The 21,984-nt window shown below is 62.3% G+C and carries 23 protein-coding genes and 2 tRNA genes; 18 read left to right on the top strand and 7 right to left on the bottom strand.

The window, feature by feature from the left end; translation table 11 throughout:
- The first annotated feature begins 46 nt into the window (after positions 1–46).
- From obgE to AB0N72_RS03595, 8 genes are all read left to right on the top strand, one after another.
- Positions 47–1,633, top strand: a complete 1,587-nt coding sequence (obgE, locus tag AB0N72_RS03630) for a GTPase ObgE (RefSeq protein WP_363931731.1) — start codon at positions 47–49, stop codon at positions 1,631–1,633.
- Entirely contained in the window at positions 1,623–2,804 is a 1,182-nt protein-coding gene (gene proB / locus AB0N72_RS03625) for a glutamate 5-kinase (RefSeq protein ID WP_363931732.1), read from the top strand. The genes obgE and proB overlap by 11 nt, the downstream gene beginning before the upstream one ends.
- Positions 2,801–4,165 (top strand): glutamate-5-semialdehyde dehydrogenase, encoded by a 1,365-nt coding sequence (locus tag AB0N72_RS03620; RefSeq protein WP_363931733.1) that lies wholly within the window; start codon positions 2,801–2,803, stop codon positions 4,163–4,165. Before proB ends, AB0N72_RS03620 begins: the two co-directional genes overlap by 4 nt.
- A gap of 82 nt (positions 4,166–4,247) precedes the next feature.
- The gene (locus tag AB0N72_RS03615) at positions 4,248–4,487 is read left to right on the top strand and encodes a hypothetical protein (protein ID WP_018777814.1); all 240 of its coding nucleotides are present in this window, start codon (positions 4,248–4,250) and stop codon (positions 4,485–4,487) included.
- Between the two features lie 4 nt (positions 4,488–4,491).
- On the top strand, positions 4,492–5,166 hold the full coding sequence (gene nadD, locus AB0N72_RS03610) for a nicotinate-nucleotide adenylyltransferase (protein WP_363932085.1): 675 nt from the start codon (positions 4,492–4,494) through the stop codon (positions 5,164–5,166).
- A 9-nt stretch (positions 5,167–5,175) separates the two neighbouring features.
- Entirely contained in the window at positions 5,176–6,432 is a 1,257-nt protein-coding gene (locus tag AB0N72_RS03605; protein WP_363931734.1) for a hypothetical protein, read from the top strand.
- A 59-nt stretch (positions 6,433–6,491) separates the two neighbouring features.
- Positions 6,492–6,896 carry a ribosome silencing factor gene (rsfS, locus tag AB0N72_RS03600; protein WP_363931735.1) on the top strand — a complete coding sequence of 135 codons (405 nt, stop codon included), beginning with the start codon at positions 6,492–6,494 and terminating at the stop codon, positions 6,894–6,896.
- Between the two features lie 117 nt (positions 6,897–7,013).
- Positions 7,014–7,086, top strand: a tRNA-Ala gene (locus AB0N72_RS03595).
- Positions 7,087–7,221: 135 nt separating this feature from the next.
- On the opposite strand, the gene AB0N72_RS03590 is transcribed toward AB0N72_RS03595, so the two are convergent.
- The 3 genes from AB0N72_RS03590 to AB0N72_RS03580 form a co-directional block, all read right to left on the bottom strand.
- Entirely contained in the window at positions 7,222–8,568 is a 1,347-nt protein-coding gene (locus AB0N72_RS03590; protein WP_363931736.1) for an MFS transporter, read from the bottom strand.
- Positions 8,569–8,705: 137 nt separating this feature from the next.
- A complete protein-coding gene (locus AB0N72_RS03585; protein ID WP_363931737.1) occupies positions 8,706–9,707 on the bottom strand; it encodes a PDR/VanB family oxidoreductase in 1,002 nt (333 codons plus the stop codon).
- A gap of 26 nt (positions 9,708–9,733) precedes the next feature.
- Entirely contained in the window at positions 9,734–10,828 is a 1,095-nt protein-coding gene (locus AB0N72_RS03580) for an aromatic ring-hydroxylating dioxygenase subunit alpha (protein ID WP_363931738.1), read from the bottom strand.
- Between the two features lie 165 nt (positions 10,829–10,993).
- Between AB0N72_RS03580 and AB0N72_RS03575 the strand changes: the two genes are divergently transcribed.
- A complete protein-coding gene (locus AB0N72_RS03575) occupies positions 10,994–11,590 on the top strand; it encodes a PadR family transcriptional regulator (protein ID WP_363931739.1) in 597 nt (198 codons plus the stop codon).
- 96 nt (positions 11,591–11,686) lie between these two features.
- On the opposite strand, the gene AB0N72_RS03570 is transcribed toward AB0N72_RS03575, so the two are convergent.
- Positions 11,687–12,265 (bottom strand): ScbR family autoregulator-binding transcription factor, encoded by a 579-nt coding sequence (locus AB0N72_RS03570; protein ID WP_363932087.1) that lies wholly within the window; start codon positions 12,263–12,265, stop codon positions 11,687–11,689.
- Positions 12,266–12,626: 361 nt separating this feature from the next.
- On the opposite strand from AB0N72_RS03570, the gene AB0N72_RS03565 reads away from it, so the two are divergent.
- A tRNA-Ala gene (locus AB0N72_RS03565) sits at positions 12,627–12,699 on the top strand.
- Between the two features lie 59 nt (positions 12,700–12,758).
- On the opposite strand, the gene AB0N72_RS03560 is transcribed toward AB0N72_RS03565, so the two are convergent.
- Positions 12,759–13,136 (bottom strand): cupin domain-containing protein, encoded by a 378-nt coding sequence (locus AB0N72_RS03560; protein ID WP_363931740.1) that lies wholly within the window; start codon positions 13,134–13,136, stop codon positions 12,759–12,761.
- Between the two features lie 68 nt (positions 13,137–13,204).
- Here AB0N72_RS03560 and AB0N72_RS03555 point away from each other — a divergent pair, with 68 nt between their 5' ends.
- Positions 13,205–14,479 carry a methyltransferase gene (locus tag AB0N72_RS03555; RefSeq protein ID WP_363931741.1) on the top strand — a complete coding sequence of 425 codons (1,275 nt, stop codon included), beginning with the start codon at positions 13,205–13,207 and terminating at the stop codon, positions 14,477–14,479.
- A 170-nt stretch (positions 14,480–14,649) separates the two neighbouring features.
- Positions 14,650–15,900: an ROK family transcriptional regulator gene (locus AB0N72_RS03550; protein ID WP_363931742.1), complete on the top strand. Its 1,251-nt coding sequence runs from the start codon at positions 14,650–14,652 to the stop codon at positions 15,898–15,900.
- Positions 15,901–15,935: 35 nt separating this feature from the next.
- On the opposite strand, the gene AB0N72_RS03545 is transcribed toward AB0N72_RS03550, so the two are convergent.
- Positions 15,936–16,169, bottom strand: a complete 234-nt coding sequence (locus AB0N72_RS03545) for a hypothetical protein (RefSeq protein ID WP_363931743.1) — start codon at positions 16,167–16,169, stop codon at positions 15,936–15,938.
- A 119-nt stretch (positions 16,170–16,288) separates the two neighbouring features.
- Between AB0N72_RS03545 and AB0N72_RS03540 the strand changes: the two genes are divergently transcribed.
- Genes AB0N72_RS03540 through AB0N72_RS03515 form a run of 6 tightly spaced genes read left to right on the top strand, consistent with a single transcriptional unit; the run spans position 16,289 to position 21,401 of the window.
- Positions 16,289–17,296 (top strand): MoxR family ATPase, encoded by a 1,008-nt coding sequence (locus AB0N72_RS03540; RefSeq protein ID WP_363931744.1) that lies wholly within the window; start codon positions 16,289–16,291, stop codon positions 17,294–17,296.
- A 12-nt stretch (positions 17,297–17,308) separates the two neighbouring features.
- On the top strand, positions 17,309–18,241 hold the full coding sequence (locus tag AB0N72_RS03535; RefSeq protein ID WP_363931745.1) for a DUF58 domain-containing protein: 933 nt from the start codon (positions 17,309–17,311) through the stop codon (positions 18,239–18,241).
- Positions 18,231–18,692 (top strand): hypothetical protein, encoded by a 462-nt coding sequence (locus AB0N72_RS03530; RefSeq protein WP_363931746.1) that lies wholly within the window; start codon positions 18,231–18,233, stop codon positions 18,690–18,692. Before AB0N72_RS03535 ends, AB0N72_RS03530 begins: the two co-directional genes overlap by 11 nt.
- The gene (locus tag AB0N72_RS03525) at positions 18,683–19,678 is read left to right on the top strand and encodes a VWA domain-containing protein (protein ID WP_363931747.1); all 996 of its coding nucleotides are present in this window, start codon (positions 18,683–18,685) and stop codon (positions 19,676–19,678) included. The genes AB0N72_RS03530 and AB0N72_RS03525 overlap by 10 nt, the downstream gene beginning before the upstream one ends.
- On the top strand, positions 19,675–20,706 hold the full coding sequence (locus AB0N72_RS03520) for a VWA domain-containing protein (RefSeq protein WP_363931749.1): 1,032 nt from the start codon (positions 19,675–19,677) through the stop codon (positions 20,704–20,706). The genes AB0N72_RS03525 and AB0N72_RS03520 overlap by 4 nt, the downstream gene beginning before the upstream one ends.
- Positions 20,706–21,401 (top strand): hypothetical protein, encoded by a 696-nt coding sequence (locus AB0N72_RS03515; protein ID WP_363931750.1) that lies wholly within the window; start codon positions 20,706–20,708, stop codon positions 21,399–21,401. The genes AB0N72_RS03520 and AB0N72_RS03515 overlap by 1 nt, the downstream gene beginning before the upstream one ends.
- A 79-nt stretch (positions 21,402–21,480) precedes the next feature.
- On the opposite strand, the gene AB0N72_RS03510 is transcribed toward AB0N72_RS03515, so the two are convergent.
- The gene (locus tag AB0N72_RS03510) at positions 21,481–21,984 is read right to left on the bottom strand and encodes a DUF2004 domain-containing protein (protein ID WP_363931752.1); all 504 of its coding nucleotides are present in this window, start codon (positions 21,982–21,984) and stop codon (positions 21,481–21,483) included.

Genomic DNA, 21,984 nt, shown 5'->3' with positions numbered 1-21,984 from the left:
ACTGGTTTTGCAACAACGCTGGAAAACAGCAACTGAGGAGATCCACGTGGCGAGCTTTGTAGACCGGGTAGTCCTGCACGTATCCGGCGGAACCGGCGGCCACGGCTGTGTCTCTGTAAAGCGGGAGAAGTTCAAGCCGCTCGGCGGTCCCGACGGCGGCAATGGCGGCAATGGCGGCGACGTCATCCTCCGTGTATCCGCCCAAACCACCACGCTGTTGGACTACCACCACGCTCCCCACCGCCACGCCACCAATGGCGGCCCGGGCATGGGCGATTGGCGCGGCGGCAAGAACGGCGAAACCCTGATTCTTCCGGTACCGGACGGCACTGTGGTCAAGACCAAGGACGGCGAAGTCCTGGCTGACCTCGTAGGCGAAGGTACTGAGTACGTTGCCGCTGCCGGCGGCCAAGGCGGCCTCGGCAATGCCTCCCTCTCATCCCAAAAACGCCGCGCCCCGGGTTTTGCCCTGCTCGGAATTGAAGGCGAATCCAGCGACATCGTCCTGGAGCTGAAGTCCATTGCCGACATCGCTCTGGTTGGATTCCCTTCCGCGGGCAAATCGAGCCTCATTGCGGCAATGTCCGCTGCGCGGCCGAAAATCGCGGACTACCCCTTCACTACCCTCATCCCCAACCTGGGCGTCGTCGAGGCAGGTGACGTCCGCTTCACCATCGCCGACGTCCCGGGCCTGATCGAAGGAGCCAGCGAAGGAAAGGGCCTGGGGCACAACTTCCTGCGCCACGTGGAGCGCTGCGCCGCGCTGGTGCACGTCCTTGACTGCGGCACCCTTGAGTCGGACCGCGACCCTCTTTCGGACCTGGCCATCATCGAAGCGGAACTTGAGAAGTACGCCGTCGATATGAGTTATGCCGGTGTTGATGGTGAAGTTGTTCCCTTGAACGAGCGGCCCAAGCTGGTTGTCCTCAACAAGGTGGACCTTCCTGATGGCAAGGACATGGCAGAGTTTGTCCGTCCTGACCTCGAGGCCCGCGGTTACCGCGTCTTCGAAGTCTCCGCGACAAGCCACGAGGGCCTGCGCCAGCTTGGATTCGCCATGGCGGAAATCGTCAAGGCTGCACGCGATGCTGTCCAGGCTGCCCCGCCCAAGGTGGCGGCACCCGTCCTGCGTCCGCGCGCCGTCAATGAGCCGGGCTTCAAAATCCGCCGTGAGGAAAAGAACCTCGAGCCGCTGTTCCGCGTCCTGGGCGAGAAGCCCGTGCGCTGGGTCAAGCAGACCGACTTCACCAACGAAGAAGCCATCGGCTACCTGGCGGACCGCCTTGCCAAGCTGGGCGTGGAGACCGAACTGTTCAAGGTTGGTGCCAAGCCCGGGGATACCGTGGTCATCGGTGAGGATGACGGCGTCGTCTTCGACTGGGAGCCCACCATGATGGCCGGCGCCGAGCTTCTGGCGACTCCCCGGGGCACCGACATCCGTGTTGCTGACATTGGCGACCGCCCCACGCGTTCGCAGAAGCGTGAAGAGCAGATCGAGCGCCGCGAAGCAAAGGCCGCCGCGCGTGCCGAGCTGGAAGCCGAGCGCAAAGCGGGCATTTGGACCGAGTCCGTCAGCGGCCGCCGTGCGCGGACCGTGAGGGAGAGCACCCTGGATTCCGGTGATGACGACTAGGACCGTCGAAGCTCCCGGGGACGCTGCAGGGCTGGAACGCCAGGGCATAGCTGCCGCCAAACGGATCGTGGTCAAGGTGGGGTCTTCCTCCCTGACCAGCATCAAGGGCGGCATTTCAGAGAAATCCTTGACCCAATTGGTCAACGCCCTCGCCGCCAAACGAAACGCCGGGACTGAGATCATCCTGGTGTCCTCGGGCGCCATTGCGGCTGGCCTGGCTCCCTTGGGCCTGGCGAAACGGCCCAAGGACCTCGCCACCCAACAAGCGGCAGCGAGTGTTGGCCAGGGCCTCCTGATGGCGCGCTACACGCAGGCCTTCAATGCGCATGGGGTTACGGTGAGCCAGGTCCTGCTGACGGCCGATGACCTGATGCGCCGTACGCAGCACACCAACGCCTTCAGGGCACTGGACCGCTTGTTGAACCTGGGCGTGGTGCCTGTAGTCAACGAAAACGACACCGTGGCCACGCACGAAATCCGGTTCGGTGACAACGACCGCCTGGCGGCGCTGGTGGCGCACCTGGTCCGCGCCGACGCGCTGGTGCTGCTGTCCGACGTCGACGCCGTCTATGACGGTCCGCCTTCCCAAGGCGCCCGCCGCATCCCGCTGGTCCGCGGACCCCAGGACCTGGAGGACGTGACCATCGGGAAAGCCGGCAAGGCCGGTGTTGGAACCGGTGGAATGATGACCAAGGTCGAGGCCGCGTCGATCGCTGCAGGCTCCGGGATTCATGCTTTGGTCACCTCCACCGCGAACGCCGCGGCGGCGCTTTCGGGGGAGGACGTGGGAACGTGGTTCGCAGTCAATGGCGACCGCAAACCCGTCCGCCTCTTGTGGCTGGCCCACCTTGCAACCGTCCAGGGACGTTTGGTTCTCGACGACGGCGCAGTGAAAGCCGTGCGCGACAGGCACCGTTCGCTCCTGCCCGCCGGCATCTCGGAGGTAGGTGGCGATTTTGAGGCCGGTGACCCGGTGGAGATGGTGGGACTGGACGGAACCCTCGTGGCCAGGGGCCTGGTGAACTACTCATCGCAGGAACTTCCAAGAATGCTGGGCCGGACTACGCAGGAGCTGGGGCAGTCCCTGGGCAGTGGCTATGACCGCGAAGTTGTTCATGTTGACGATCTGGTACTCCTGCGGGGACCGCGCTCATCTAAACTGGATGCATGACTGAAGCGCTGACCCCTGAAGCCCCCGTGATCTCCGACGTTTCCGGTACTTCCGGCCACACGCCGGAGAGCCCTGTGGCCGGAAGCGTTCCGTTGTCGCCGGAGGAACTTGAGGCTGCTGTCCACGCCATTGCCGACCGTTCCCGGAAAGCCGCGCGTCGCCTGGGTCAGGCCAACCGCGCGTGGAAGGACCGCGCACTTCGTGCCATCGGCTCCGCCCTGTTGGAGAACCGCAAGCAGGTGTTGGAGGCCAACGCCAAGGATGTCGCCGATGGCCGTGCCAACGGAACGTCAGCGGCACTGCTGGATCGTCTTACGCTGACACCTGAGCGTATTGACGGACTCGTGGCAGCGCTGGAAAACCTCGCCGGCCTGCCCGATCCCGTGGGCAACGTGGTACGCGGCCAAACGCTGCCGAACGGTCTTCGCCTCCGGCAGGTCAACGTGCCCATGGGAGTCGTCGCCGCCATTTACGAAGCACGCCCCAACGTCACCGTGGACATCGCGGGCCTGGCCCTCAAGAGCGGTAACGCCGTCATTCTTCGGGGCGGTTCCGCTGCCGCACATACCAACGAGGCATTGGTGCGGATCCTCCGGGATGCCTTGGATTCCGTCGGGCTGCCGGCTGATGCAGTGCAGACCGTGGACCAGTACGGCCGCGAAGGGGCAAACGTCCTGATGCGTGCACGCGGACGTGTGGATGTTCTCATACCCCGCGGGGGGCGCGAGTTGATCCAGACAGTGGTGAACAACTCTGCGGTGCCCGTTATCGAAACCGGCGAGGGCAACGTCCATATCTTCATTGATGAGTCGGCAAGCGAAGAAATGGCCGTGGAGATCCTCCTCAACGCCAAGACCCAGCGACCCAGCGTTTGCAACACCGTGGAGACGCTGCTGGTGCACTCCAAGTCCACCGTGCTTCCCGCCGTTGCGTCCGCGTTGCGGAAGGCCGGAGTAACGCTCCACGTCGATGACCGGATTGCCGCTGCCTTGGGCGCCGGCGTTGACACTGTTCCCGCGGACGACGACGACTGGGCCACCGAGTACATGGACCTGGACCTCGCCGTGGCCATGGTGGACAACCTTGACGACGCCGTGAAGCACATCCGTAAGTGGACCACGGGGCACACGGAAGCGATCCTGACGAACAACCTCGCCAACGCCGAGAAGTTCATCGCCGAAATCGACTCCGCTGCCGTGATTGTCAATGCTTCCACGCGGTTCACTGACGGCGGCGAGCTCGGACTTGGTGCCGAGGTTGGCATCTCCACGCAGAAGCTTCACGCACGTGGTCCCATGGGCCTTACCGAACTGACCACCACAAAGTGGATCGTGCAAGGTGAAGGCCAAGTCCGCGGCTAGCAACGCGGTAACATAGAACAGAAGTCCGGAACGGCGGGGAGTCCCGCTGTCGAAATCCTTTGAGAACCAACTAGGGGAGAAGATGCTGTTTCAGCAGATCGCCACGTCCATTGCCGCCGAGACAGAAGGCGGCCACGAGGAACTCGCCCCGTTGTGGGCCGAGCCGTGGGTCTTCGGCGTCTCCATGTTCGCCTTGCTGCTGGTTCTCATGTTCGTAACCTTGTCCTACACCAACCTGGGCAACCGCCACGAGGCAGTGGAAGAACACGCCGACCCGCACCGCCAGCACCCGAACAAGCACACACACGGCCAGGGCCACTAACATTATTGCCGCAACACCTCGCGGGGAGTCGGAGCGCAGGCTTCGGCTGGGCGTGATGGGTGGAACCTTTGACCCCATTCATCACGGCCACCTTGTGGCTGCAAGTGAAGTAGCAGCCAAGTTTGACCTCGACGAAGTCGTTTTCGTGCCTACGGGTCAGCCGTGGCAGAAATCGCACAAACTGGTCAGCGAGCCCGAGCACCGGTACCTGATGACCGTGATTGCCACCGCATCCAATCCCCGGTTTACTGTCAGCCGCGTTGATGTGGACCGGCCCGGCCCCACGTTCACCATTGATACCCTGCGGGATCTGAGGGCGCAGCGTCCGGACGCCGACCTTTTCTTCATCACTGGCGCGGATGCGTTGGCCCAGATCCTGTCCTGGAAGGACGTGGACGAGCTCTGGTCCTTGGCACACTTCGTGGGAGTGACCCGCCCTGGACATGAGTTGAACGACCTCGGGCGGACTGACGACGTCAGCCTGCTCGAAGTTCCGGCCATGGCCATTTCCTCCACGGATTGCCGTATCCGCGTGGGTGCGGGCAACCCCGTGTGGTACTTGGTGCCGGATGGCGTGGTGCAGTACATAGCGAAATATGGACTGTATGCACCCAACGCCGTATCAGGAGAACTGTCCCCGGCACTTTCCGGATCAGACGACCAAGCACGTACTGAATGAGTTTGTAATATGAGCAGCCAGGAACAGCGACCCATCCGCAGCAGGCGCGAACTTCGCCGTGCCCGGGAAGAGAACCCGGAAGCCCAGGCGGAGGCAATTTCCCCACAGGACACAGAGCCTGCTGGGGACGCGGAGCCTGCAAACGCGCGCAATCGTCGGGCGGCAGATGCTCCCGTAGACGCCGTGGGTGCTGCGGCCCAGGAACGTTCGTCCCAGATCCGGGCACGCGACCGTGCCGCGCTGCGCACCATCAAGGAGCTCGCTGACAAGGAAGAGCAGCTCTCGGGTGGCGGTCCCCCCACTCGCCGCCAGCTCAGGCTCCAGCAGCTTCAGGCAGAAGTTGCCACGTCCATGAACCCGATTGTGCCCATGCCGGGCGCCAAGCCCGATGCCATGGCCAAACCCGGTTCCATGGACAAGGAGGCTGTCAAGCAGCAAGGGCCCGCCAAACAGCCAGCACCTGCCAAGGAGCAGGCACCCGCCAAGCAAGGAGGGCCTGCACAGCCGAACCAGGCGGCTGCATCCGATGCCTCCAAGGGCCCGGCCGAATCTGAAATGTCTGTGGAACAGGCTCTTGCCGTTCGCGAACTGATTGCCGCCCAGGTTCAAAACCAGACCTCCAAGCTCGAACATATTGCCGAGCAGGATCCGCTTGCTGTCGATCCCGACGTCCTGGCCCAGCAAATTGCCCTGGCGGAGCGTGCAGCAGTCCTGAACAAGCGCGCCGCAGCAAAGCAAAAGCTGGCCGAGCAAAACCAGGCTGGACCGAACCCGGCGGGCCCGAACACTCCCGGTCCGAACCAGGCTGGCACGGGCAAGTCTCCCTCGGCGTCGGCTGGTCCTTCAACGGCCAATAACCTTGCCATGGTGACTCCCTTGGAGTTCGTCAAGGTGCCTGGCGTCGAGCGCCCGGTCATGAAGCGGCCCAGCACCACTTTCGTCCCTTTGGTCACTTCGTCCGGCCCGAAGCTCGATTCCGGACAGGCTCCATCAAAAGAACGCGCCCCCCGTGGCCGTGCCGGAGTCCTCGCCAGGGCCGAAGCAGTAGCCAGGTCAGCCAGGAACAAATCCGTTCCGAGGCCCGAGGCCAGTGAAGAAACCCAGAGGCCTCCAGTTTCCGCCAGTACTGCCTATGGGCTGGATCCGTTGGACGCCAACACCGCGGGCCTGGCCAGGGCACAGCGGAACCGGCTGTTCCAATACGGGGTTTTGGCACTGGGCCTTGTGGCCCTGATTGTCGGCATCATCATGATTACCAGCGGATAGTTCCGCAACAAAAACGGCTTACGCCATTCCCGGCCACGAGCCACAACCAGGAGTTCCCTATGTCTGCACACGAACAATCCATCACCCTCGCCCGTCATGCTGCCCGTGCCGCGGCCGACAAGCTGGCAGAAGACATCGTTGCCCTTGATGTCAGCGAGCGTTTGGCCCTTACCGATGTCTTCCTGATCGCCTCAGCTCCCACTGAGCGTCAGGTCAACGCAATCGTTGACGGAATCGAAGAAGAACTGCTGAAGCAGGACCTTCGCCCGGTCCGCCGTGAAGGCCGCTCGGAAGGCCGCTGGGTCCTCCTGGACTACGCCGACATCGTCATCCACGTCCAGCATGCGGAAGACCGCGTCTTCTATGCACTGGAGCGTTTGTGGAAGGACTGCCCCGTAGTGGACCTCGAACTGGGTGACGACGCCTCGGCCAAGGCCACAACCTCGGAGGACTCCGAGGCCTAGGAACTGCGCGGCAACCGAATATGCCGGATTTGGAATTTTCGGAAATGCTGTTCTAAGATATTTGAGTTGCTTCGGCGCGGATGGCCTCAAAGGCCAGGCGTGGAGCGGCAAAGATATGGGGCTGTGGCGCAGCTGGTAGCGCACCTGCATGGCATGCAGGGGGTCAGGGGTTCGAGTCCCCTCAGCTCCACATATCGGTTCTGCAGTAAACAGATCGAAAAAGGAGAGCTGCCAATTTTGGTAGCTCTCCTTTTTGTTTCCTTGGAGTCCTCCGGAGGGGAGGATCATTTCCTTCAGGGTATTTTCGCCGAATCACCCACAACCATCAGCGTGCTTCGCTCGGTTCGCTTACGGGTGTCCGTGAATTGTTTTCCCCTTCTGTGGGCGCTGAGTCCATGGAATCGCGTCGGCCAAGCACCCTGCCCAATGCGACACAGCAAAGGGCTGACAGGAACAACGGGACTGCGAACAGGTAGAAGATTGTTACGGGCGGCATGCCGGCAGCGATCAGATATCCCACCAGAATCGGGGCAACGATGGAGACCAAGCGTCCCACGCCGATCATCCAACCGAAGCCTGACGCCCGTGCCTTCGCGGAATACAAGGGCGGCACAATCGTGTAGTAGCCGGCTACTCCTGCGTTTGTGAGCATGCCGACGAGCGTCGCCAGGGCCAAGGCAAGGCCGGTGGCGCCGAACGACCCCGCGAAGGCGATGTAGGCGATGCCTGCAACGACCAGGCAGAGGGTGTTCAGGAGACGACTCTTTACCCAGGTCGAAAGTACGCCAAATCCCAGGGCGCCCACGATGCCGCCGGTACTGACAAGTATCCCTGCGGTAACACCGAGCTGGTTGTTGCCTGCTGCTTCGGCCATGATCTTGGGTGTCCACGTGTTGGCGAAGTAGAACGCTGCGATTAGGAACGCGTAGCCGGTCCACACAAGGAGTGTCCTGCTCAACATCTTTGGCCCGAAGACCTCCTTGAAGACACTTCCGGTATTTTGCTCCAGGGAAGGGGCAGCTGGAAGCTCGCTCAGATGGGGGCGGCCCATCCTGCCGAGAATTTTGTTAATCGCCGGGAGCGAGCGGTTGCTGCCCTTTTCGGCCAGGTATTCAAGCGATTCCGGCAGCAAGAACCAACTGGCAATTAACATCGCTACGCTCACGACGGCTCCGAAGGCAAAAGCCGCCCGCCAGCCGTATGCCGCAATCAACGACCCGGCGATGACACCGCCGACGGCGCCGCCAATCGGGTAGCCCGCGGAGAAGATTCCCATGGCCATGCCGCGCCGGCGGTCTGAAGAGTATTCGGAAACGAGGACGCTGAGGTTGGCGATCATGCCGCCAATGCCCAATCCGGTGAAAACCCTGTAGGCGATCAGCTGCGGGACATCAGCTGCCGTCACGGACAAGATCATGCCAACCGAAATAATGGACAGTGCAAGCAGTGTCAGGTTCCTGCGTCCGATCTTGTCGGCCAGGGGCGTCAACAGAATGGAGCCGGCCGACATCCCGAAGAGGCCGGCGCTGAGAAGATAGCCCAGTTCTATCGGCGGTACTTTCCATTCGGCTGAAAGCGTCGGGGCTGTGAATGACATGACCAGGACGTCGAAGCCGTCGATCATGATAAGGACGAGGCAGATAGTTACTGTCACTATCTGAAAGCGACTCATTGATGAGTTCTTGATCTCACTCTTTACGTCCACGGTTAACCTTTCTTATGGATACTTCGTCGTATCGTGCCGTCCACCTACGGGGCGTGGAGCGGATAGGGCATCGAGACGGGCTGATGTCCGGGGGTAAACAGGGTTCAGGAAACGTCGATGGTCAGGACCGCCGGGGATCCTGGTGACTTGGCGGCGGCAGGGGAGCCGACGGCGCGGGAAACGCAGCAACACATCTTTTCGGTCGCATGTTGTTGTCGCTCGCTGTAGAACACGTCGCGGTGATCGAGGGTGCCTTGGAGATTCAGGATCCGCACTTCGCACAGCCCACATTCGCCTTTGCGGCAATCAAACATCATGTCGACGCCTGCGTCCTCAAGTGCTTCAAGCATGGAGCGTCCAGGACCGACGGTGGTTTCCACGCCCAGACGCGGGATGCTGACGAGGAACTCTTCCGGGTCATACCAGCCGGAGTTGCCAAAGGTCTCGTAGCGCAGGTTGGGCAAGGCGAGGTTGCGCTCTCCCCACGCGCGCCGTACAGCGTCCATCAGACGGATGGGACCGCACATGTATAGCTCTGTCATCGCGTCGACTCCTCCAACGAGGTTGCCGACGTCCAGGCCGTTGCCTTCGTCATCGACATGGACCTGCAGTTTGTCTCCGTGTGAGGTGCGCAGATCTTCCAGGTACGCCATTGCGGTGCGGCTGCGGCCAACATAGATCAGTGTGTAATCGGCCTTGACGCGGCGGAGGACGCCCGCCATGTTCATGATGGCGGTAATGCCTATACCGCCTGCCAGAAGCACGTAGCGCTGTGCCCCGATGCGGAGAGGGAAGTTCTGCAGCGGTTGGGTTATGCGTAGCGTGTCGCCTGCCTTGAGCATGTGCATGAAGACAGAGCCGCCCCGGGAAACGGGAGCCCTCAGAACGCTGATGACCAGTCGGTCGCCGTCCTCGGTGCACTCTACGACCGAGTAGGAGCGCTTCTCCTGCGCGCCATCAATTTCGACCATCACATCGATGTGCGATCCCGGCTCGGCGGGCATGGGCAGGGATGGCGTGATTTCAATCCGCCTGATGCCTTCGGCGACATCGACCACTGCGGTGACCGCTGCGGATTGCCAGACCTCGGTGTTGTTTGCTGCCATTGTTCTTCCTTCTTGGAGCCGGGTGCTCAGAGGGCCGCGGCCAGGCGGCCCTCGGCGTCGAGCATCCGCTCTATCATTCGGCGCACCCACATTCCGCCGGCATCGATGTTGAGGCTGTAGAACTCGTAGTCGGGATTGGCGTCGATGGCTTCCTGCTGTGCGGTCAGCATGGCCTCGTCTTCGGCAAAGACGCCGTCCACTCCGTTGCGCAGTTGCGTGGTGATCAGCTGGCTGTCCAGGCAGTAGTTGCGCATGAAGGCCCAGAAGTAGTGGCAGGTCTTGTCTGTCTCCGGGCTGATGGTGTTCATGACGTAGCCATTGACGCCCTGGCTGCGGTCGCCCTCAGGGGCACCGGTACCTGCCTTGGCGACGCCGACATCGATGCGGATCGTCGAGGGTGCCTCGTAGCGGATGATCTGCCACCGGTCCACTTTGCCGCTGAACCCCGGGAACTTGTCCCGCATGTTCTTGAGCCAGAAGGGCGGTGCATCGATATTGAGCATCCAGCGGGTAACCGTGACGGTCCGACCCTCGTGGGTGACAACGAAATCCGACTCACTCAATTCCTCCTGTCCGATGCTGGAGGAGTGAACAAATTCTTCATGGGTGAGGTCCATTAGGTTATCGAGGACCAACTGGAAGTTGCATGGAGCGTAGATCAGTTGTCCGTCGCCGGCCCATTCAGGACTGTCCATTTGGTGCATGTCCGGAACGAGGTCAGGGTCCGCCTTGCTGGGATCTCCCAGCCACACCCAAACGAACCGGTACCTCTCGATCACGGGAAAAGAGGGCACAGTGGCCGAGGGATTGATGGTCTCCTGGGCAGGCATGGAAGTGCAGCGGCCCGCGGAGTTGTACCGGATGCCGTGGTACGGGCACTGGATTTCGTCCCGCCCCACCGTCTTCCCCATGGATAGGGGCGCCAACCGGTGCCAGCAAGCGTCGGCAAGAGCCACGGCTTTCCCATCTTCGGTGCGATAAAGGGCAAGCGGCCTGTCGGCTATCCGGCGTGCCATGGGCTTGCGGGTCACTTCGTGATCCCAAGCGGCGGCGTACCAGGCATTCGCAGGATGCCTGAGGACTTTGCCGGTGGTGGAACTGCTGGACTGAACCACAGTCATCGTTGACCTTCTTTTCGTCGACTCACAGTGCACCAAGGCAGGCTGCAAGCGGGGATGTTCGCAAGATTTACAGATCCTCCCAACTATCTATGTCCATAGATGGTGGAGTGCGTCACACACTATCTATAGATATAGTTATTGGCAAGACCTTGAAAGGAACTTCTCATGAGTCTCCGCCACGCCCTCCTGGCCTTGCTTTCCGTTGAGCCGATGACCGGATACGACCTCGCCAAACGCTTCGGATCCTCCGTGGGCTTCGTATGGCACGCCCCCGATTCCCAGATCTATCCGGAACTGCGCAAGATGGAAAAAGCCGGTCTGCTCACGGCAGAGGAAGTGTCGTGGGGCCCGCGGGGAAAGAAGACGCAGTATCGGATCACCGACGACGGCAGGGCCGTCTTCCGGGACTGGATGTACTCACCCTTGGAATACTCCCGCGAGCGGGACCCTGTCCATTTGAAGGCCGCATATCTTGAATGGGTTGAACCAATCGCGGCCAAAGAACACATGCAGGCGCATATTGACTATCACCTCATGCGTCGCGAGCAATGGGCGCTCATGATCGAGGAGTTGAAGTCAGGCACCAATGAGATGTTGAATAAGCGGTTGGCCGTAACTCCCAAGGCGGATCACCAGCGAACCATTCAATACAAGATTTTTACCTACGAAGGCCTCGTTGCGCGCGCGGAGACAGAAATTGAATGGGCGAAGCGAGGACTGAAGCTCATCGAGTCCTTGGCGCAATCCGAGCAGTCCGAATAATCCGAGCAACCCCAGAGGCCCAGCAGGAACCACCGACATCGCGGCTGCTTGCAGGTTCCCAACGATGCCCAAACGGCTACCTGCAACTGCCTGTCCCTAGGCTGCAATGGCAGGCAGCATGAACTCCCACATTTGCTCTATCCGCTGCAGCACGTCTTCACGTCCGGTCAGTACGTCTGAGACCATTTGGACGCCGGTAAAGGATGCGACGAGGTATCGGCTGAAAGCGGCAGGATCGAGCTCCGCCCGGACCGTTCCTTCGGCTTTTGCTTGGAGCAAGAGGCGCTCCACCGTTGCGATCCAATCCTCGTAACGGCCTGACACGTCGGCTTCGAATGCCGAGGCTTCAAAAGTGAGCCGGATGCCGGCTTGGACGATTGGCTTGTCCAGCAATTGCCGGCCGAACATCCTGCAGAGCCCAATGATCTTATCCAGTGCGGGGGATTCGGAGCTGAGGATTTCTGCTCCGGCGGCCAGGACAATGGAGTGTTGTTCCTCGATCACTGCCAGGGCCAGGTCCCGCTTGGACGTGAAGTGGAAATACAGGGCGCCCTTGGTCACCGCGGCGCGCTTGATGATGTCTGACAGGCTGGCGTTGCCGTAGCCAGTCGCGGCGAAGACCCGGGCGGCGCCTTCAATGACCGCCAATCGGGTTTCTTTGGCGCGTTGTTGCATTGGCAAGGGCGGGCCTCTCGAACTGTGTGGGCAACGGAGCGGCGGGCCGCCGTCGAGACTTCACAACGCTACCACCGCATCGGCGCGCTCAGTGCGAGAAACCGACTGGACGGTTTTGTTTTTCCGACGCGGAGATTCTAGACTTCCTAAGAGCACGTCTTTTGGAAGGTCCGTGCGGCCCGTTTTGGGGGGAGGTGCGGTGGAGTGATCCACGCACCTCGGCTGCGCGGGCCTTCCAGAGGGTAGCGTGCAGCGTGACGCACCTCACCTTCCGGCAATTTCTCTTCCGGTGGGATTGTGGTTACTATTGACGAGTTGCTTCGGCCGGAAGGGAAAAATTTCCAGTTGAAGTCGCAAATCCGGGGCTGTGGCGCAGCTGGTAGCGCACCTGCATGGCATGCAGGGGGTCAGGGGTTCGAGTCCCCTCAGCTCCACTCCGGAAAAGACCCCGCTCAATTGAGCGGGGTCTTTTGCTTTTCCGCAAGGGCTTCCTTTACTTGAGGGCTTCGGCGAATTCGGCGCCGCTGACGAACTCCACCCCTTGGAACGGCTGATCTCCGACCACCCGGGCGTTGTGTCCGGGGGGAATTGAATAGGAGGCTCCGGGGGAGATGCTGATCTTTCCGCCGTCATCCGTCTCCACTTCCAATGAGCCGGAAACGCAGAATCCGACGTGGCTCAACTGGCAGGAATCGGTGCCCACTGCCGGCTTGATGCAGTCGGCCCAAGTCCAGCCCGGTTCAAACGTCATGCGGGCGATGGTGTAATCTCCCACAGTGACCAGGTCCAACACGGTTTTGTCCGCGTGGCGGGTTTCGTCGGGGGAGTTGTGGGACTTCACGTCCAGGTTCGTGACAACATTGACACTCATGGTTTCTCGCAAGGGACTGGGAGCCTACGGGTGGTCCCGGCGCCTGGCTCCTGGGGTCGCCGTGACGTATGCCGGCCACCTTCGGGATGATCTCACGTCCGGAGGAGGTCAGGTGTTTACGTGATGCAAGCTTAAGCTTCCTCCGAAGCACCCCTAAAGTCGATACGCCGGTCAAGCCCGGATACGGAAGCAAGGAAAGCGGGAACCTCATAGTGGCGGTACTGGATCTTGAGGCGCTCTTCGGCTCGCTGAGCAGGTTGCCCGACGTCGAAGCCGATAACCTGCAGGCCTTCGACGCTACGGACAGGCTCCTGCTCGAAAAGGCAGTGGACTTCTGTTCTCCCGACACCAGGATCGTCGTCGTTGGCGACCGCTACGGCGCGTTGACCCTGGGCACTTTGGCCGGGCTCGGCGTCGAACATGTCCGCGTGCACCAGGACCTTTTCAGCGGAAGGCTCGCGCTGGAGCGCAACGCGCGCAACGCAGGGCTGGAGGGGCAATACAGCCCCCACGAGCTCGGCAAGGATCTTCTGGAGGGGGCGGACCTTGTGCTGTTGCAGTTACCGAAAGCCCTGGCTGAGTTGGAGGAAATCGCCGACGCCGTTGCGCGGTTTGCTGCCCCGCGTACTGTCCTGTTGGCCGGCGGCCGCGTCAAGCACATGTCCGTGGGCATGAACAGTGTGCTGGAAAAGTACTTTTCGACAGTCCAACCACAGCTGGCCCGGCAGAAATCCCGGGTGTTGGTCGCGCGGGACGCCAAGCCGGGCGATCCTGAGCCGCCCTTCCCTGTTGTTGAGCCCTTGCCCGAACTGGGGATCAACGTAAGTGCCCAAGGCGCGGTCTTCGCCGGGGCGCGCCTGGATATTGGTACCCGGTACTTGTTGACGTTTCTTGACCGCATGCCGCGGGCTCATCATGTGGTGGATCTGGGATGCGGGACAGGCATCCTCGCCACCATGATTGCCAGGCAGCAACCTGACGCTCAAGTCATTGCCACCGACCAATCAGCAGCAGCTGTGGCATCGGCCAAGGGCACCGCAACGGCCAATGGGCTGGGGGACCGGATAACCGTCCTCCACGACGACGCCATGTCCTCATTCCGACCTGGCAGCGCCGACCTCATCCTGTTGAACCCGCCCTTCCACCTGGGTGCCAGTGTGCATGCCGGTGCTGCCCTGAAGATGTTCGAGGCGGCGGCCCGCGTCCTGGCGCCGGGAGGGGAACTGTGGACCGTATACAACAGCCACTTGCAATACAGGCCCGCGCTTGAACGGCTGATCGGTCCCACGCTGGAAGAAGGACGGAACCCAAAGTTCACGGTTACGCGGAGCCGAAAGGCCTGAAGGGCTGGTGGAGCCGCCTTGGCTGACCGTGCTCGCACACAATGCAGTGTCATCGTTACCAACCCCTGACGTTGGAGCCAGCGTGTGCTCGTATCCGTGGGACCAGTGGTGTCGTACGATGCAGACAAAGACCAATTCGACGAAGATTTTCCGAATGACTAGGGGTATCAGTGACTGAGATCCGGCAGCCGACACCGAGGCGCGGAACCAACCTACCCCGCATGGGGGACTTCAACCTGACCGTCATTCTGGAGGCGATCCGGCGGTCTTCTGGCGGGCTCAGCCGCGTGGAACTGGCTCAGATCGTGGGGCTGTCCCCGCAGACGATCTCGAACATCTCCCGGCGCCTCCTGGATCAGCAGCTCATCGTCGAGGCAGGCAAGGAGGGCTCCGGACCTGGAAAGCCGCGCACCATCCTTCGCCTCAACCCTGCGGGGATGTACGCCGTGGGAGTGCACCTGGACCCTGCCGTCATCACCTTTGTTGTCCTGGACCTGCTGGGCGACGTCGTCAAACACTCCCGGATGGCTACTCCTGGCGGGGACCCTGCAGGTGTCATCACCAGCATCGCCGAGCAGATCAAGGCATTGATCGATGAGTCCGGCGTGGATGTGGCAAAGATTGCCGGCTTGGGAGTTGCTGTCCCGGGGCCGATCGACCTGGATGAAGGTTCCGTAGTGGAGCCGCCGCTTCTGACGCGGTGGAACAGGGTCCGGATCCGGGAGGCGTTGGCCGACGCCACTGGCCTGGAGACGCTCGTGGACAAGGACGTGACCAGCGCAGCGGTGGCCGAAACCTGGGCTGGCGGCGCGAGCGGCGCCGGCAGCTTCGTTTTCATGTACATGGGAACGGGTATCGGTTGCGGCATCGTGCTCAACGACGAGGTAGTGCGCGGAACCTCGGGCAACGCCGGCGAGATAGGCCACATCGTTGTTGATCCGGAGGGCCCGCAGTGTGATTGCGGCCTTCGGGGATGCGTCAAATCGTCCTGTATTCCGCAAGTGTTGGTGGCAGAAGCCGAGGCCGCAGGTGTCCTCAACGGGCACCGGCACGGGGCGGACGGTCCCGAAGTGCAGGAACGGTACGCGGAGTTGTGTGATAAGGCCGACGCCGGCGATGAACGGGCCATCGCGATTTTGGACAAGTCGGCCACGCTGGTGGCACGGGCGGTGTCGGTGGTGACGAACACCCTGGACGTGGAGCGCGTGGTCTTTGGAGGCCCGTTCTGGGGCCGCATGGCACCGTATTTCCTGGAGCGCGTTCCAGACCTCCTGGACAAGAACAACGCTGCCCGCATGATCCACGGACTGGAAGTTGTGGGTACCGGGGTGGGCGAAGACGTCGGTGCAATCGGCGCCGCTTGCCTGGTCTTGGAGCACATGCTGGCCCCGCGCGCACAACGGCTCCTGCTGGAGGGCTGATCGGCCGGGGCATGGATCCTTGCGGACCATGCCCGTCAGTCGATGTCTTCGATGATTTCGCCGTAGGGAATGGATTCGTCCACGCGTGCCTGGTGCCCGGTTGGCCCACGGTTGAAGGTAATGCGTACACCGTGCCTCTGGTCCGCTGCTGACTGGAGGAGTACGGGGCGGATGGCGTCGATGACATGCTGGTCCTGCGATGCCAGGTAACTCTGATAGGCGGCTGGTAGCTGATGCATGGCAAAAGGATAGACCTCAGGCGCCCCCATGGGGAGGGGTACCCATTGCGGCCTGGAGCGTGTGCCGTTTGGATAGAGTGGCCGATGCAGGCGGAAACACTAAGCCCACCGCTTGCCGCATGACTCATAACGCCAGCGAGGGGACCCCAGTGCACCAGATCACAGCCACGGCCGGAATCGATGCACCGGACATGGTGCGAGCCCAGCAGTTGGTTGCCGGCATTGTCCGCAGTTTCGAAAACAAGGTGGTGGGGCAGGCCCGGTTGAGGGAGACCCTCATGATCGGACTGCTGACGGGCGGCCATGTGTTGCTGGAAAGTGTTCCAGGACTGGCCAAGACCACAGCTGCCCAAGCAATCGCTGAATCGGTCAGTGCCGATTTCCGACGAATCCAGTGCACCCCCGACCTGCTTCCCAGCGACATCGCGGGAACGCAGATTTTCGACGCCGCGAAGGGAACCTTCGTGACGCAGTTGGGACCTGTCCACGCCAACATTGTGTTGCTTGACGAGATCAACAGGTCCAGCGCAAAGACGCAAAGCGCCATGCTCGAGGCCATGCAGGAAAAGCAGACGTCCATCGGCGGTGAGTCCTATCCGTTGCCGCAACCGTTCCTCGTGCTGGCCACCCAGAACCCGATCGAGCAGGAAGGTACCTACCGCCTCCCTGAAGCGCAGATGGACAGGTTCATGCTCAAAGACGTCCTCGACTACCCCAGCCCGGGCGAAGAAGCCGAGGTGATCAGGCGGATCGACGCCGGAGTGTTCAGTGCCGGGCAGAAGCCGCCCGCTGCCGCTTCCCTCGACGCCGTGGTCCAGGTCCAGGAGTTGGTGCGTCGCGTGTACATCGACCCCGCCATCGTCCGCTACATCGTCGGCCTCGCCTACGTCACCCGCAACGCCTCCCAGTACCTCGAACCACACCTGGCCAACCTGGTGGAATTCGGGGCCAGCCCACGGGCCAGTATCGCCTTCAGCCAGGCGGCCAGGGCCCTGGCCTTGCTCAACGGGCGCGACCACGTCATCCCCGAGGACGTGAAGAACCTGGCACACCGGGTCCTGCGCCACCGCATCATCCTCGGCTTCGACGCCGTCGTGGAGGGCGTCGCCGTGGAGACCGTCATCGATGCCGTCCTGGCGTCTGTCCAGACGCCTTAGCGGGGCCAGCAGGTGCCCAGCCTTATCAGAGGCGTTAAGTCGAAGATGTTCATCTTCGCCCATCGCAGGACCCTCGCCCTGCTTGAGGGTGAATACGGTTCGGTCTTCAAAGGCCGCAGCCTGGATTTCGACGAGCTGCGCACCTACGTCCCCGGTGACGAGGTACGAGACATCGACTGGAAAGCCACGGCACGGCACGGCTCACCCTTGGTCAAACGCTATGTGGCAGTCCGGCGCCACTCGGTGCTGTTGGTCGTCGACACCGGGAGAAACATGGCCGCGGAGGCTTTCTCGGGGGAGATCAAGAAGGATATTGCTGTCCACGCGGCCGGCGTCGTTGGATACCTCGCGTGCCGTCACGGCGATGACGTGGGCCTCGTGCACGGAAATGCGAGCGCCTCCCGGTACCGGCCTCCCAAAGCCAGCGAGGAACATCTTGAGCGGCTGCTTCAGGAGATTGATGGCGCCAGCGTGCTCGATGGCCATCCCAGCGACATCGCCGATCAGCTCAACTACGTCCTGCGGTACATCAAAGGTCGAATGCTGGTGGTGGTCGTGGCCGACGAGTTTCTTCCAGATGCCAGGACCGAGGACCTGATGCGCAGGCTACGGGTACGGCATGAAATTTTGTGGCTGACTGTCCGGGACGCCGACCTCGCACCGGACACGGAGGCGCCAGGACATCTGGACAGTACGGACGTCGGCACGGGCAACGGTATCCCGCTGCCGCTGGCCTCGGACGAGGCGGTACGGGCAGCCTACGCGCGCGCAATGACCCAGCGCACGGCCAAGCGGAAGGACTTGTTCCGTCGCTTGGCTGTCGCCGAGGAAGAAGCCACCAGCACCAACGACGTCGTGACGACCGTGTTCGCCCTGTTGGAAAAGCACCGCTCGGGAGCACTCACCTCACGGGGCGGGGCGAAAAGGGGCCGGCGTGCCAACTGACTCCACCTTCTATGCACCCCTTCAATACCAGGCCCACTGGATGTGGCTCGGAATCCTCCTCATCGTGCTTGTTGCCGGATGGTATGCGTGGCTCTTCCGTCCCCGGCGTGACCCCGTGACCACAGGGCGCCAGACTGAAAGGCCCGATTTGGAGACGCTGCGGTCCCGCTGCTTGTCAGCGATAGAGGCCACGGCCATGGACGCCGACGCCGGTACGGTACCCGAGCGCGACGCCCACCAGAGGCTCAGCTTCCTCGTGCGGGAATTCGCCGGGGCAGCCACAGGTCTTTCCGTCACCTCCATGACGCTCGATGAGCTGCGCCGCGAAGGCTTCACCGGGTTGGCTGAGGGAATAGCCCGTATCTACCCCAGCGAATTCTCCACCCTGCCTGTCCAGCCTGTACGCCACTCGGCTGATATCGCCCGCGAGGTGGTCCAGGAGTGGAACTGACCTACTGGTGGATGCTTCCGCTGGCAGCGGCGGTGGTGGCGGTCAGCGCCTGGCTGCACTTCCGGCGTCGCAAGCCCCCACAGACCCGCGTCGTCGCCCACGGCGAGCGGCTTACGGAGCTCCCCGAATACCAGGAGGCCCTTCGCCGCTACCGCACCGGGCTTCTGCTCACCACACTGCTGGCAGCGGTCTTGCTGATTGCCGCGGCCATCACTGCCGCCCGTCCGGCCATGCGCTCCACGGAACAACCGGAGATCCGCAACAGGGACATCGTGCTGTGCCTCGATGTCTCCGGTTCAATGACAAGCACCGACGCCGCCTTGGTGGGCGTCTTCAAGGACCTCGCCAAGGAGTTTGACGGCGAGAGGATCGGCATGGTCATCTTCGATAGCAGCAGCGTGCAACTGTTTCCCCTCACCGATGATTACGACTATGCCCAGGAGCAACTCACCCACGCCGAAAAGGCCCTGGCCGACGGGGCGGGAGCGTTCTTTGAGGGCACGTGGAACGCGGAGGGCTCATCACTCATCGGTGATGGCCTGGCCTCCTGCGTCCAGAGCTTCCCGGACACTGACAGCGGCGGAACCGGCGCGGGGGACAGCAAGCGCTCGCGGTCAGTGGTCCTGGCCACGGACAACTTCGTTTCCGGGGTGCCTATTTTCACCTTGTCAGAAGCCAGCGCTCTGGCCACCAGCAAGAACGTGAAGGTGCACGCCCTGAATCCCAGCGATATGGACTACGGCGATCAATCCGATCAGCCGGGCGCCCAGCTCAAGGCGGCCGCGGAGGGAACAGGCGGGACGTATTCCCGTCCGGACAGCCCGGAAGCGGTGCCAGCCATCGTCAGGCAGGTGCAGAAAACCGAAGCCACCAGTTACCTGTCAGCTCCGCAGGCGGTCGTGTCCGACGCCCCCGTCTGGCCCCTTGGTGTCGCACTGCTGGCCGGACTGGGAATCCTGGTGCTGGGACGGAGGCTGGAGCAATGACAAACAGCGCCCTGACCATGGCCCCGATCCTGCCTTGGCCCGTGCTCGCTGCAGCCTTCCTGGGGGTCATCGCGTTTACCGTCTGGACCATCTCCACCCTCATCAAGGGGTCCGGGGGCCAAAGGGGAGCGAAGCCACGGCGATACCTGCGTGCCGCAGTAATCAGGTGTGTCGTCGTCGTGCTGCTGCTGCTCGCTGCCCTGCGTCCGGGTTGGGGCGGTGGACAGGCCAACACCGCAAGGTCGGATCTTGATGTCTTCTTTGTTGTGGACACCAGTACCAGCATGGCCGCCGAAGACTACAACGGGACCCGCACTCGGTTGGCTGGAGTCCAACAGGACGTCATGGCGATCGCGAAAGAGCTGGCCGGAGCCAAGTTCTCCTTGATCACCTTCGATGACAAAGCCACGGTCCGGATGCCGTTGTCCCAGGACGCCACAGCGCTCCATACCAGCATGGCCACCCTGCAGCCCCAGAACCCCCGCTACGCCAAGGGCAGCAGCGTCACCGGAGCAGGGCAGCTCCTGAAGGAACGCCTTGCAGCCGCACAAGAGCAACACCCCGGCCGGCCCGCGCTGGTTTTCTACGCGGGCGACGGCGAAAACACCAGTTCCGCGGCCATGCCGCCGATGGACGGGGCGAACGTAGCCGGGGGAGCAGTGCTTGGCTACGGAACATACGCCGGCGGCCGGATGAAGGACTCCTCCAAAAACACCACCGCCTACGTGAAGGATCGCTCAAGAGCTGGCGAGGACGCCGTTTCAACGATCGACGAAGCACAGCTCCGCGCCATTGCCGGGCAACTCAACGTCCCTTACGCCCACCGGACCGGGACAGAGCCCGCCTCCCAGATGTTCGGCAAGGCTCAGCCTGTCTCTGTCTCCGTCAATACCGAGGACGGGCCAGGAAGAGTCGAACTGTATTGGCTGCTCGCGCTGGCCGCTTTCCTCCTCGCCGTGCCCGAACCCCTCAGGCACCTCACCGCCTTGCGGGCCACCGGCAGAACACAGTCGAAGGAGCGGAGCTGATGGCCGCCATGGATCCACGACGGCGACGTCGCCGCCTTGCGCTCTTGTCGGCACCGGCTGCCCTCTTGGCGCTCGCCGCCGCTGCGAAACTCCTGAGCGTTGGCTTGCTGGGCGGGTCCGCTGAAAGTTCCTTCACGGCGGGAAGTCATGACGGGGTGGCGCAAGCGGCATCGTGGCTGGGAGCAGTCAACGTGCTTGAACCCCATAAGGCCCCGTTCGCGTCCGGGGACGCGAACGTCCTGGCAGGGGATTTTGCTGCGGCGCGGGCGGATTTCGAAGCGGCCTTGAGGGCCGGCGGCGGAGTGGACGAGTGCAGGATCCGCGTGAACCTCGTGCTCAGCGTGGAGAAGCTTTCCGATTCTTCCGCTGAGCCGGGGGTCAAGGACAGGCTGGTCCGGGAAGCACTGGCCCTGATTGACGCCGCGCCGACCCAGTGTCACGAACCAGGACCTGCGAACTCAGCGGGAGAGGGGGCCGCACTTGAGGCAGCCAAGGACCGGCTCAATGGCCGGTTGGCCCCAAGCGAACCTGGACAGGACAAGTCGACGCAACCCCCTGCGACGCCGCAGGACAAGCAACTCCAGCAGCTCGAAGAGAGCGCCCGGAAAGCGCAACTCGAGCGTGGCGAAGGGCAGGAACGTGACGAGTACCTGCGCGGACCGGACGATAGCTCAGGCGTGGACAGGCCATGGTGACCATTCGGCGAAGAATATTCGGTATCCGGGGGCTGGTCACCCTACGTGACCTGCCGCCGTCGTGCGTTAACCGGCGGTGCTACTCCCACAGTATTTCGTCATCCACCACGCCGTCTTCATCGGCAGCGGCTACCAGCAGTTCGTCCGTGAAGTGCGAACCGAGGGTGAAGTCGAGGACGAAATAGCGTTCAGGCTGCCCGGGATAGATGGCCACATGGCCGAGCTTGAGGGCTTTGAGGAAGACATCGTTGGTGAGCTGGTCCTTGTCGCGGACGCCAAAGACCGATTCGAGTTGCTCTTCCTTGAGCTGGGAGCTGTGGAAATGCAGGAATTGTTGGGGATTGGTGCCGTCCTGGCCCAGCTCGTCGGCAATCATCTCGCGGACCTGGTCCACGAGTTCGGGAAGGAAGCGCAAGCGGTAGTCCACCTTGCGCATGGCGGCCTCGTCAAAATGGTCGTGTGCGGCGACGTTCAGGTCCAGCTCAAGCTGGTTGCCGCCGAGCTCGTGTCTTGCGACGAAGCAATGTTCACGCCCGTGATTGAGCTCTATCTCCCCAAAATGCTTGCTCGCTACCTTGCCCAT

It is taken from the genome of Paenarthrobacter sp. NPDC089307 (genome assembly GCF_040685055.1).
Lineage (GTDB): Bacteria > Actinomycetota > Actinomycetes > Actinomycetales > Micrococcaceae > Arthrobacter.
Note: the sequence above shows the minus strand (reverse complement) of the source record. Positions and strands in the feature narration are given on the sequence as shown.